This window comes from Pseudomonas syringae (assembly GCF_001698815.1).
GTDB classification, from domain to species: domain Bacteria; phylum Pseudomonadota; class Gammaproteobacteria; order Pseudomonadales; family Pseudomonadaceae; genus Aquipseudomonas; species Aquipseudomonas syringae_A.
This window is the reverse complement of sequence record NZ_LGSI01000040.1, coordinates 1-12,645: the sequence shown is the minus strand read 5'-3', so window position 1 is coordinate 12,645 and position 12,645 is coordinate 1. Positions and strand designations below refer to the sequence as shown.

At 60.7% G+C, this 12,645-nt stretch carries 5 protein-coding genes; 3 read left to right on the top strand and 2 right to left on the bottom strand.

The features are described 5' to 3' along the window. Positions 1-21: 21 nt before the first annotated feature. Positions 22-2,178 carry a type I secretion system permease/ATPase gene (locus tag AFK24_RS11455; RefSeq protein ID WP_065833353.1) on the top strand — a complete coding sequence of 719 codons (2,157 nt, stop codon included), beginning with the start codon at positions 22-24 and terminating at the stop codon, positions 2,176-2,178. A gap of 12 nt (positions 2,179-2,190) precedes the next feature. Further along, complete coding sequence (locus AFK24_RS11450) at positions 2,191-3,540, top strand: HlyD family type I secretion periplasmic adaptor subunit (RefSeq protein WP_065833352.1); 1,350 nt, start codon at positions 2,191-2,193, stop codon at positions 3,538-3,540. Between the two features lie 477 nt (positions 3,541-4,017). On the opposite strand, the gene pap is transcribed toward AFK24_RS11450, so the two are convergent. Together pap and AFK24_RS11440 are read right to left on the bottom strand one after the other, a co-directional pair. Next, positions 4,018-5,514 (bottom strand): polyphosphate:AMP phosphotransferase, encoded by a 1,497-nt coding sequence (gene pap / locus AFK24_RS11445; RefSeq protein WP_065833351.1) that lies wholly within the window; start codon positions 5,512-5,514, stop codon positions 4,018-4,020. A 133-nt stretch (positions 5,515-5,647) separates the two neighbouring features. Next, the gene (locus tag AFK24_RS11440; RefSeq protein WP_065833350.1) at positions 5,648-10,399 is read right to left on the bottom strand and encodes a dermonecrotic toxin domain-containing protein; all 4,752 of its coding nucleotides are present in this window, start codon (positions 10,397-10,399) and stop codon (positions 5,648-5,650) included. 117 nt (positions 10,400-10,516) lie between these two features. Here AFK24_RS11440 and mnmC point away from each other — a divergent pair, with 117 nt between their 5' ends. Then, a complete protein-coding gene (mnmC, locus tag AFK24_RS11435; protein WP_065833525.1) occupies positions 10,517-12,493 on the top strand; it encodes a bifunctional tRNA (5-methylaminomethyl-2-thiouridine)(34)-methyltransferase MnmD/FAD-dependent 5-carboxymethylaminomethyl-2-thiouridine(34) oxidoreductase MnmC in 1,977 nt (658 codons plus the stop codon). Positions 12,494-12,645 lie beyond the last annotated feature (152 nt).

Genomic DNA, 12,645 nt, shown 5'->3' with positions numbered 1-12,645 from the left:
ATCCGCCCAGGGAGTACGCCCGTGACAAGCATGGAATTGCCTCTACCTCTCGACCCTCGTTCAAGCTTTGACGATCCGTTGCTCGACGGTTTGTTGATCCTTTGCAAGCTGCACGACCGCACGGCCAGTCGTTCCAGCCTCAGCGCCGGCCTGCCGCTGGCGCAACAGCGTCTGAGCGCGGATTTACTCCCGCGCGCCGCTGCCCGCGCCGGTTTGCAAGCCCGCTGGTTGCGCCGCGAGCTGAACGCCATCGATACCTTGAGCCTGCCGGTCCTGTTGTTGCTCGAAGGGCAGAGTTGCGCGGTATTGCGCTGCTGGGGCGAAGACGGCCGTGCGTTGATCCTGCCTTGCGAAAGCGATGGCGGTGAACAATGGGTCACTCGTGACGAACTAAGCCAACGCTACAGTGGCCAGGCGCTGTTCGCCCGCCCGCGCCATGAGCTGGAAGACCTGCGCGCGCCGCTGGTGCCACGGGTCAAAGCCTGGTTTCGCGACACTCTGAAATTGTCCCGCTGGCTGTACAGCGATGCGATTCTCGCCAGCCTGTTGATTAACGTACTGGGCTTGATGGTGCCGCTGTTTGTCATGCAAACCTATGACCGCGTGGTGCCCAATCAGGCATTGTCGACGCTGTGGGTGCTGGCCATCGGCTTGCTGGTCGGCACGCTGTTCGAGCTGGCGTTGCGTTTGATCCGCGCGCATTTGCTGGATCAGGCGGGCCGCAAAACCGACGTAATTCTTTCCGCAACACTGTTCGAACGCATCACCGGCATGGCCATGAAGGCGCGTCCGGCCACGGTCGGCGGCTTCGCCCAAAGCATTCACGACTTTCAAGGTCTGCGGGAGTTTCTCACCGCCGTCACCTTGACCAGCATGATCGACCTGCCCTTCGCCGCCTTGATGCTGGCAGTGATCGGTCTGCTCGGCGGCTGGCTGGTGGTGATTCCACTGCTGGCCTTTCCATTGACGATTCTGTTCGCCTGGCTGATCCAGATTCGCCTGCGCGATACCGTGCAAAAAAGCCTGAGCCTGGGTGCCGAACGCCAGGCTTTGCTGATCGAAACCCTCGGCGGTCTGGAAACCCTCAAGGCCTGCGGCGCCGAAAGCCAGCGCCAGCATCAGTGGGAAACCACCCACGGCGCGCTCACCCAACTGGACAGCCACGCCCGCAATCTCGCTGCGCTGGCCAGCAATGGCACGCTGTTCGTGCAGCAGTTTTCCGGCATGGCGACCATCGTCGCCGGGGTGTACAGCATCGTCGCCGGCAATCTCAGCGTCGGTGCGCTGGTGGCGACTTATATGCTCGGCAGCCGGGTCCTAGCGCCGCTGGGGCAGATCGCCGGTTTGATCACCCGCTACCAGCAAGCGCAGCTGACCATGAAAAGCACCGACGCGTTGATGTCCTTGCCCCAGGAACGTGATGCTGCCCAGCGATCCCTGGAGCGCACGCCGCTGTTGGGCGCCATCAGTTTCAGCCAGGTGAGTTTCCGTTATGGCAAGCAAGGGGCGGAAGCGCTGTCAGGCATCAACTTCAAGGTCCGGTCTGGCGAACGTATCGGCATCATCGGCCGCAGCGGTTCGGGGAAAAGCACCCTGGCGCGGCTGATGATGGGCTTCTATGAGCCAGACGAAGGCCAGTTGCTGCTCGACAATCTGGACCTGCGCCAACTGGACATCGCTGACCTGCGCCAACAGATCGGCTATGTCGCCCACGATCTGCCGCTGCTGGCCGGTAGCCTGCGGGACAACCTGACGCTGGGCGCGCGCTACATCAGCGATACACGAATGCTGGAAGTCGCACGCATCACCGGCGTCGATGAGCTGGCTCTGCGTCACCCGCAAGGTTTCGACCGGCCGGTGGGCGAGCGCGGCCAGCTGCTTTCCGGTGGTCAGCGGCAGGCCGTGTTGCTGGCCCGCGCCCTGCTGCTTGACCCGCCAATCATGCTGCTCGACGAACCCACCAGCCACATGGACAACGGCAGCGAAGACGTCCTGCGCCAGCATCTGTATGAACTGATGCCCGGCAAAACCCTGCTATTGGTCACTCACCGCATGTCGATGCTGACCCTGGTCGACCGGCTGGTGGTCATGGACAGCGGCAGGATCGTCGCCGATGGCCCCAAGGACGCGGTCATCGAAGCATTGCGCAAAGGCCAGATCGGCTCAGCCTCGGTTTAAGGAGCAACACTTATGGCAACCACTCAAACTCCGCGTTATTTCAACCCGCGCCTGCGCGACGACCTTGAATTCATCCCTTACCGGGCCGGCGCCTTGAACCAGGATGCATCGCGGACTTCACGGGCGACCGTCTGGGTCATTGGCGCCCTGATCGTCACCGCGCTGGTCTGGGCAAAGTTCGCCGTCCTCGAAGAAGTGACCATGGGCGAAGGCAAGGCGATTCCGTCGAGCAAGATTCAGGTCATCCAGAACCTGGAAGGCGGCATCGTCACCGAGATTTTTGTCCGCGAAGGGCAGATGGTCAACAAGGGCGAAACCCTGCTGCGCCTGGATGACACGCGCTTTCGCTCGAACAAGGGTGAAAGCGAGGTGGACCGCTACACCTTGACCGCCCAGGTTGAACGCCTGTCCGCCGAGGCTGAGGGACGACCTTTCAAGCTTTCCGATGAAGTCATCGCCAAGGCGCCGCAGGTGGCGGCGGACGAATTGGCGCTGTATCAATCCCGGCAACGCCGCCTGGCCAGCGAGCAACGCACGCTCAACGAACAGCTGCGGCAGAAAACCCAGGAACTGGCGGAGTTTCGTTCCAAGCAGGATCAATACCGCAACAGCCTCGGTCTGGTTCAGCAGGAGTTGAACATGTCCACGCCGCTGGTGGGGTCTGGTGCGGTTTCGCCGGTGGAAATCCTGCGCCTGAAACGCAGCGCCGTTGAAATTCGCGGCTCCATGAACGCCACGACCCTGGCGATTCCACGCGCTGAATCGGCGATCAACGAGATCAAGAGCAAGGTTCAGGAATCGGAATTCGCGTTCCGTTCCGATGCGTCGAAGGAGCTCAATGAAAAACGCTCGGACTTGTCCAAGATCAGCGCCAACAGCATCGCCATCGACGATCGCGTGACCCGCACCACGGTGGTCTCTCCAGTGCACGGGATCGTCAAGATGCTCAAGGTCAACACCATCGGCGGCGTGGTCCAGCCGGGCAGCGATCTGGTGGAAATCGTGCCGCTGGAAGACAACCTGCTGATTGAAGCCAAGGTCCGCCCGCAAGATGTGGCGTTCCTGCACCCCGGCCAGAAAGCCATGGTCAAGTTCAGCGCCTACGACTACACCATTTATGGCGGCCTGCCCGCCAAACTGGAACTGATCGGCGCCGACACCATCACCGACGACAAGGGCAACAGCTTCTACCTGATCCAGGTGCGCACCGATCGCAATCACCTGGGCAACGACGCCAAACCCCTGCTGATCATCCCCGGCATGATCGCCACCGTGGACATCATCACCGGCGAAAAAAGCGTGATGGACTACCTGCTAAAACCGGTGCTGAAAGCCCGCACCGAGGCACTGCGGGAGCGGTGATGGCTCGATCTCCACGACGGAATCGTTGGAGCGAGCCTTGCCCGCGAAGAACGATAACGCGGCGTGTCTGGTCCACCGAGGCACCTGATTCGCGGGCAAGCCTCGCTCCAACGGGGCCGATGCTTGGAACGATATGGAAGCGCCGCCCTTGTAGGAGCGAATTTATTCGCGAAAGATTCTCAGGCGCCGCGGAGATCTTGCCCGAGCCGCTTTTCCCGGACTGATCCGGTCACACGAGCATCAAGGCGTTCCGTTGGAGCGAGGCTTGCCCGCGAAGAAGGATCACGCGGCGTGTCTGGTCCACCGAGGCGCCCGATTCGCGGGCAAGCCTCGCTCCAACGAATTCAGCGCGCTTGTGGGTGCGAATTTGTGGGAGCGAGCTTGCTCGCGAAGGGGTTTTCAGACGCCGCAGATGGGGCGCCCGAGCCGACGCCCTCCCGGATGAATCCGGTCCTACGGGATCGCAGCCTGCTCTGGTTATTTCTTCTTGTCCCGCGCAAACGCCGCTTCCAGCGCTTCGTTGAGGGTGCGCAAAACCTTGACCCGGGCCCAGCGTTTGTCGTTGGCTTCGATCAGCGTCCAGGGGGCGATTTCGGTGCTGGTGCGGTCGACCATGTCACAGACGGCGTCGCGGTATTGCGGCCATTTCTTGCGATTGCGCCAGTCGTCGTCGGTGATCTTGTAACGTTTGAAGGGGATTTTCTCCCTGGCCTGGAAACGCTCAAGCTGGGTTTTCTCGTCAATGGCCAGCCAGAATTTGACCACGACAATTCCGGCGTCGGTGAGCTGCTCTTCGAAGTCGTTGATTTCTCCGTAAGCCCGCAGCCAGTCCGCTTCGCTGCAAAAGCCCTCGACCCGCTCGACCAACACCCGGCCATACCAGGAGCGGTCAAAAATGGTGAACTTTGACTTTGCCGGGATCTGCCGCCAGAAACGCCATAGATACGGCTGCGCCAGTTCGTCCTCGGTCGGAGCCGCAATGGGCACGATGTTGTATTGGCGCGGATCAAGCGCGGCGGCGACCCGGCGAATCGCGCCGCCCTTGCCCGCTGCGTCGTTTCCCTCGAATACGGCCACCAGCGCATGTTTGCGCATGCGTTTGTCACGGATGTTGCCGGACAAGCGCGCCTGCTCGGTGATCAACTGTTCTTCGTAGTCGTCCTTGCCCAGGTTCAAGGTCATATCGAGGTTGCTCAACAGCGTGACGTCGCCATGACCTGGGGGTATTGGCGCTACGGTGACCACGTTTGACTCGGCTTGCGGCGTTTTCAACGCGGCCTGCAAACCTTCGAGCAACAAGCGGCCGACCGTCAGGCTGCGGTAATAAGGGTCGACGCCCTCGATCACATGCCAAGGCGCGTAGTCGCGGCTGGTGCGACGCAGCACCCGCTCACCGAAGCGCACGAATTTGTCGTAGGTTTTTGATTGCTGCCAGTCCAGCGGGCTGATGCGCCAGCTGTGCAGCGGATCGTCCTTGAGCTGCTTGAGGCGCGACTTCATCTGTTTCTTGGACAGATGAAACCAGAACTTGAAAATCACCGCACCTTCATCGCAAAGCATTTTTTCCAGACGTTCAGAGCCATTGATCGCCTGATCGAGCACCGCGTCCTTGAACAGGCCATGCACCCGGCCCTGAAGCATCTGGCTGTACCAGTTGCCGAAGAAAATCCCCATGCGACCCTTGGCAGGCAATTGCCGCCAATACCGCCAGGCCGTGGGATGCGCCAGTTCTTCATCGGTTTGCTGATCAAAGGTACGCACTTCGATAAAACGCGGGTCCATCCATTCATTCAACAGCTTGACCGTTTCACCCTTCCCCGCGCCTTCGATGCCATTGATCAGCACGATAATCTGGCGACCTGCCTGCTCGTGGAGTTCAAACTGAGCGTCCAGCAACGCTTCACGCAAGGCGGGTACTTCGGCGTCATAGGTTTCTTTGGCGATGACGTGACCGATTTCAGCGGATTCGAACATGAGTGGCTCTCTTCAGATGTCTGCGGCTAATGTAGACCAGCTGAATGTCCTGGCGATCCTCGTGGATCAATTAAAAGGCCCGCCGGTTTCAATGGCGGGCCTTTTATGCAGCAAAGGCCGGGCGGCGCAGCGCTTACCAGTCTTGACGCAGAGTGTCGGTCAATTGCTCCAGCAAGGCTTTTTCCGCAGCGGCCAGCCTGGCCATCAATTCCCGGCCCTGACGGTCGAATTCATCGTTATCCACAGGCGGGTTGGCGTTCAGCTCTGCCAGGTCCCGGTCAGCGGCAACCAGCGCGGCAGGATCGTTCGCCGCATGGGCGTCATTCAGACGCTCGTAAATGGCGCCATGGCGACGAAGGTTTTCTACCATATCGACCGGCGGATGCTCCAGCAATGCATCCTGCTCCGCCCGAACCGATGCCGTAACGCGCTCCAGATCCGCTTGATACTCACCACGCAGGCGCTCGGTCCAGCGTCGATCCGCCAAGGCGTATTCGAGAAACGCCGGTCCGGCTTCGCGCTGCCTGATGACACGCCCGGCCTCGAGAATGCTCCGGTGTTCCACGGCAGCGATTCGATCCCAGACCATACTGACAGGTTGCCCCGGCAGGTTCAGTTCATTGGCCAGACCGATGCGGTAGGCCATGCGGACTTCGGCGTGATCGATACGCGCACCAAGCGCTTCCCGGGCAGCGATCTCGACATCGGCGATGACCTGAGCTTCATTCAGGCGAAACAGGCTGCGAATCACGCCCAACAACACTTCGGTCTGTTGGCCCTCAGGGACGTCCTGCAATGCAGCCTCGGCGTACACCGCGACCTGAATATCGCTGAAGATCAACCGCGCGCCGTCCTGACAGGTCTGGTCAGCACCGAACAGCCGATCATTGGCCATGATTTCCAGCTCAGCCCGCAGCCCGGCATTCTCCGCTGCGGCCTCAAGTACCCGCATGACATCACTGGCCAGTTCTTCATGGACCCGAGTGAAGTCCCGGCTTTCCCTTAGCCTTTGCAGCAGCACCAGCAAATTCGGCGCGTCACCGGCCTGCTCTACAACGTTCCAGGCCGCGCAGATTCTGGAGTTGAGTTCCGTGCGCCCCTCCACGATCCAGATGTCCACCGAAGCCGTCGGTGCTGAATGAGAGGATTGGCTAACGGAGTGGCTGTGCGAGGGGCTGTCATCGTCCGACGAATAGTCATCGGTGTCCGCTTCCGAGGTCGGCGGTGTGCGCGCCAGGTCGCGAATACTGTCAGGGTAATCGTATTCCAGTTCATAGATATTGCTGTTGCGCTGGTTCAACCAGCATTCAAGCAGCTCATCATGATCGAAGGGGTTGTCAGTGCCATAAACCGTCATCTGAAACATGGGGCCCTGCTCGTTATCGATCAGGAACTGGGGCAAATGCACGATCTGGTTCCCGCTGACATCCAGCACATTCAGCGCAAGATCGTTAGTCCACTCCGGCCACTGGGTCAATTGCATGTTCGCCATGTACAGCCTTCTGACCTGCAGGCGACTGGTATCCGTCAGCTCGCCCAGCGTATTGCCTGACAGGTCCAGCATGCCAAGTTCAGGCAGATTCATGAACTGGTTCATGGCTGCCTGATCGATGATCAGCCCCGTGTCCTCGAAGGACAGGCCAGTCAATCGGGATAACACGCCCAGCCCTTCGGGAACGCGGCTGAGTCCGGGACCGAGGATTTCCAGGCGCGTCAGCTGTCGAAAACGCTGCAGGAACCGGCTCATCTGATCGCCAGTCGTGGTGATGTTATCGAGGGTGATTCTTCTGATTACGCTGAAATGCTCGGGCAATTCCGGCAAATCTTCCAGCAGGGAGAAATCAACCGCTGCCAGCACCAGCCCACGATCACTGAGCGGCGAGTGCAGGTGACTGGAGCGCCAGCCATGGCTGATGGCCTCGGCGATGGAACGTCGTGCGGCCATCTGCGTTGCCTCGCCGACCTCGACCCAGCCTTCCAGCGTGGAACGAAGCTCGTCAAATGCCTGCTGATTTTCCAGGGTGGTGTTCAGCAAGGCTTGCACATCGTTGCCGTTGCTCACCAGGCTGCGGAACAGGTAACCCTCAATATCAGGTGCTTCCGGGTACAACCTGCGCAACGTAGCGACTAACTCGCGTCTGGTAACGGCGTATCCATCCAATCGCTGAGCCTCCGGGTTCAGCTGCCCCCTGCCACTCAATTTGTAGCCAATTCGTCCGTCGGCCAGTCGTTCAGGCCAGCGCACACGGGGCTTGAGCGCCCACTGACGGAGGGTTTTCGAAACGCGACGGCGATCGTTGAATGCGGCATCGATAATGCGCATGCGCAACGCCGGAGCATCTGCCCTGGCGTCCGGCAAACCGATGGCCTGTCGCGACGCCTCGGGCAACGCGTGCAACACGGCAGAAAAGAAATTGTCCTGTTCACCGATGGCGGGGCCCGGTTCAGTGCCCGGACCGTCAACTGCCTGAAACGCCAGGCCTCGCTTGATCAGCACCCGGCGCTGCAGCGCGTTAGGTTTGCCAAGGCTCTCGATCACTTCACCGCTCCAGGCGCCATCACGAACCTCAAGACGCAGATCGTTCGGCCAGCCCGGCAAATCGCCCAGCAACGCCAAAGACACCTTGAGCGTGTCGGGGTTATCCGCCTTGGACGCCAGGCAAAAACCTTCCAGCGCACGATCAATGCGGATCTGCCGAACATAACCACGGGCCTTGCCTGCGATTTCCAAAGGCACGCGCCGGGTGGCGGTCATGCCAGCGATCTGTTCAGCAGAGGCGCGGGACAGCAGTTCCCGGGCGTCCGTTACCGGCAGTGAAGGAAAGTCGCGTTTGATCAGGTTGACCAGCGGATCGCTGCTCACCTCCCGGCGCTGGTACAGCCGGTCAAACAGCCACGCAGAGCGACCCTCGGCGAAGCGGGCAATGTGCGCCGCCAGATTCTCCGGCGTGCGGGGCGTCGAGCGACCAAAGACGCGGTTTTGCCCACCCTCGCCCAACCCTTCGATTACTGCTTGCAGGAGCTGGCCTTCGGCGATCCGGGTTTGCCGCACCTGCAACGGTTCAAGGCTCGGCACCCGGTTGGGATGAGCCGACGGCAAGGCTCCCGAGCCAAATTCAGCGATTTTCAGGCCTTGGGCATCAAGCACATGAATAGGCCGCCCGACAGGCCAGCCTGGCAATGCCACCAATAACTCCATCTGCAATTGCGCATCGGCCGAGGTAAAGCCGGCGACGTCATTGATCTGCCGGTGGAACCTGTGGATTTCCTGGTCCAGCGCTGAACGTTGCACAACATCGGCCGCGCCCGGCAACGCTGGGTCGGCCAGATGAGTATCCTGGGCGAAGGGCGTCAGATCCGGGGACGCTAAACGCATCTCGCCGCCAGGCAGTCTGGTCGGGACCATCTTGTCGATAAAAGGCGAACGCTTGAGCGGCGGCATCTCTGGCGCTTGGCCTGCCTTGACCAGCGCACCAAACGCGGCCATGAACGCGAGGTTTTCCGCGACGCTGCCCAAATGTTCAAGGGCCTCATCCATGTCAGAGTGAGTCCAGGCGTCGACCCCCTGAAACGTCTCTGTCAGCAATTGCGCACCGGCTACCACCATCATCGCCTCGCCCAGCAATGGCACGAACAGCGCGGCAAGGTTCACCACGTTCAGGCCCAGCGAGATGTATCCGGACAATCGAGCCCGACGCGATGCTTCATCTTCGTCGCCGGTGGGCACTGCCAGCACTCGGGCATCGTCCTTGATGCGCAGCATTTTCTGGAAGTGAAAATGGCCGAACAGGTCGTAAGGAATGTCATCGAGTTCAATCTCCAGATCGAAGTCCGCGTCTACCTCGCGCACATGGATCAAGCGCGGAATAACCGCGTGGTCCTCGGGATCGAAACGCAAGCGGGCCGGGGCGATGCGATTGGCCACCTTGGCGTAAAAAGCTGCCTTGCTGCGTTGCGCGATAAAGCGGTTCAGGAACGCCTTGCAATAGGTCGGCGTGAACTGGTGGTTCAACAGCTGCTTGAGTTGCTCGAAAGAACTGAACTCTTTCATGCCCTGCCCCGGTTCGCCAGGGACGTAGATCACACAGGCTTTTTCACCCTTGAGGGTGAACACCATAATGTCGCGCACGCTGAAGTCGCAGATTTTCAGGCAGCCGTAATCCAGCGTGCGGCTCCGCGAACGCTCCGGCAGGGCCAGCAGATGGGTGTAGAACGTTTCGGAAATATCCTTGCGCATATAGGCGATGTGCGCCTGAACCTTCAGCGCATTGTGTTCGTTGCGGCCGATCAGATCGGTGATCTGCGCGGCGCTCACAGCCGGTTCGCCGCTGGACGACCCGAACACAGTGTCCAGGTGCCGCTGATATTGGCCACCCAGATCCAGCTCGCGACAAACCCGCATGAACCTGCCCGGATCGATATTCATGGGATGACGCGGGTACTCGTCGTAACTGCCGTAACGTTGGTCCGTGACATGCCTGATTTCGACGATCCGCACGCGTCCCGATTTATGCGGCTCATCGACCTCTTCCTGGTGGAAATTCTGCAGCGCAGCATGCAACAGGGTTTGCAGGCAAACGTCAGGGGACGCGAGTTGCAACTGACCAAAAGCACCGCGCTGGTAAATGTCCTTGAAGACGTAGGTGTTGTCGACGTCCAGACCTGGGCCGAACTCATTGTCCAGTGCCTTGATCAGCAGCGGCCTGGCAAACTCGTCCAGCGCGTTGATCCGCGCCAGCGTTTCGCCCCACTGTTGGCGCAGTTGCTGGCCTCGGACCATGTCGCCATTCAATGCTTGCCGGTGTTGCGCCGTGGTCTCTACGTACCACGCAGGCAGCGTATCGCTGATCAGTTGCTGGTGGGGCTGGGCGGATATCGCGGTCATGCTCACTGTCCTTATCAAGAAGAAAAGAAGCGAGAGCTGATCAGCTATTGCGCGGCGCCAAGGTATAAATAGTTAATAGCCGTTAAGATGCTGCCCCCGCGCACAGGCCCGACCGACATGACCGTTACCCGCCACGCCCAAATCGACTGGGATGAACAAGGCAATCCCCATTCACGGGAATTTTCCGATGTGTATTTCTCCACCGAATCCGGCTTGGCGGAGACACGGCATGTGTTTCTGGTGCAGAACGATCTGCGCAATCGATTTACTGCGTTGCCCGAACACGACCGTTTGGTCATTGGCGAAACCGGATTCGGCACGGGGCTGAATTTTCTCTGCGCCTGGCAGTTGTTCGAGGAATGCGCCACGGCCAGCGCCCGCCTGCATTTCATCAGCGTCGAGAAATTCCCCCTGAGCCTTGCCGACCTGCAACGCTCACTGGCGCTCTGGCCGGAACTGGCAGGATTTGCCGAGCAGTTGCTCGCGCAATACGTGGCGGTGCATGAAGGCTTCCAGCGGTTTGTGTTCGACGGCGGACGCGTGACACTGACGTTGCTGATCGGCGACGCGCTGGAAATGCTGCCGCAGCTGGACGGGCAGATAGACGCGTGGTTTCTCGACGGTTTTGCCCCAGCAAAAAACCCGGAAATGTGGACGCCGGAACTGTTCGCCGAACTGGCACGGCTGGCGGCTCCGGATTCAACCCTCGGGACGTTCACCAGCACCGGCTGGGTACGCCGTGCCTTGAACGCTGCAGGTTTCAAGATGAAACGCGTGCCGGGCATCGGGCATAAATGGGAAGTGTTGCGCGGCGTATTTGTCGGCTGGCCCGCAGAGGCCCCGGCTATTGCTGCCGCGAAACCCTGGTTCGCCCGGCCGGTGAACCACACAGGTGAACGCAAGGCGCTGGTGATCGGCGCCGGAATGGCCGGTTGCACGACCGCCGCCAGCCTTGCCGCGCGGGGTTGGCAGGTCAGCTTGCTGGAGCGGCATGCCGAGGTGGCCCAGGAAGCGTCGGGCATGCCGCAGGGCGTGCTGTATCTGAAGCTTTCCGCGCACGGCACGGCACTGTCGCAATTGATCCTCAGCGGTTTCGGCTACACGCGCCGCGCCATCGAGCGTCTGCAACGCGGCGTCGACTGGGATGGCTGCGGCGTGCTGCAACTGGCGTTCAACGACAAGGAAGCCCAGCGCCAGGCGCAGTTGGCCGAGGCGTTCAGCCCCGAACTGTTGCTGCTTGTGGATAAGTCCGACGCACAAGCCCGTAGCGGTATCACGCTCAACAGCGGCGGGCTGTTTTTCCCGGAGGGCGGCTGGGTTCATCCGCCAGCGCTGTGCCGTGCCCACGCGACGCACCCGAACATTCAGCTGCAACTGCATCGAGAAATCGTCGAACTGCGCCGAGACGGCGATCAATGGCAAGCCTGGGATGGCGAGGTGCTGCTGGACAGCGCGCCGGTGGTGATTCTGGCAGGGGCGGCCGATATCAAGCGCTTCCCGGCCAGCGCTGATTTGCCACTCAAACGCATTCGCGGGCAAATCACCCGTTTGCCGCAGACCGAGGCCAGCCAGGCGTTGCGCACGGTGGTTTGCGCCGAAGGTTACGTTGCCCCGCCGCGTCTGGGCGAACACACGCTGGGCGCCAGTTTTGACTTCAAGAATGAAGACCTGAGCACCACCACTGCCGATCACTTGGGCAACCTGCACTATATGCAGGAGATATCCGATGATCTGGTCGAGCGACTTGCCGCAAACAGCCTGACGCCAGAAGACTTGCAAGGCCGCGCGGCCTTTCGCTGCACCAGCCCGGATTACCTGCCCATCGTCGGACCACTGGCAGACAAGGACGCGTTTACCCAGACTTACACGGCGCTGAGCAAAGACGCTCGTCAAGTGCCGGATGCGCCCTGCCCTTGGCTGGATGGCTTGTACATCAACAGCGGCCACGGCTCACGAGGCCTGATCACCGCGCCGTTGTGCGCCGAGCTGCTCGCCGCCTGGCTCAGCGACGAACCCCTGCCGCTGCCCCGCAGCGTCGCCGAAGCCTGCCACCCGAATCGGTTCATGTTGCGGGAGTTAATTCGGGGGACGTGAAAAGTGCCACGGGTTGGAGGGGACTTGTCCCCGAAGGCGTTAGCACAAGCGGCGTTAATTTCAGCTTCTCTCGCTGTCCGACCAACCGCCTTCGGGGACAAGTCCCCTCCGGATCCGGCAAAGCCGCTATCCTGCCCCTTCAATCCCGTCCT

Bases quoted from the DNA above. Each gene is read 5' to 3' on its own strand.
- mnmC (WP_065833525.1), top strand. From the start codon at position 10,517: ATGACCGTTACCCGCCACGCCCAAATCGACTGGGATGAACAAGGCAAT.
- AFK24_RS11440 (WP_065833350.1), bottom strand. From the start codon at position 10,399: ATGACCGCGATATCCGCCCAGCCCCACCAGCAACTGATCAGCGATACG.
- pap (WP_065833351.1), bottom strand. From the start codon at position 5,514: ATGTTCGAATCCGCTGAAATCGGTCACGTCATCGCCAAAGAAACCTAT.
- AFK24_RS11450 (WP_065833352.1), top strand. From the start codon at position 2,191: ATGGCAACCACTCAAACTCCGCGTTATTTCAACCCGCGCCTGCGCGAC.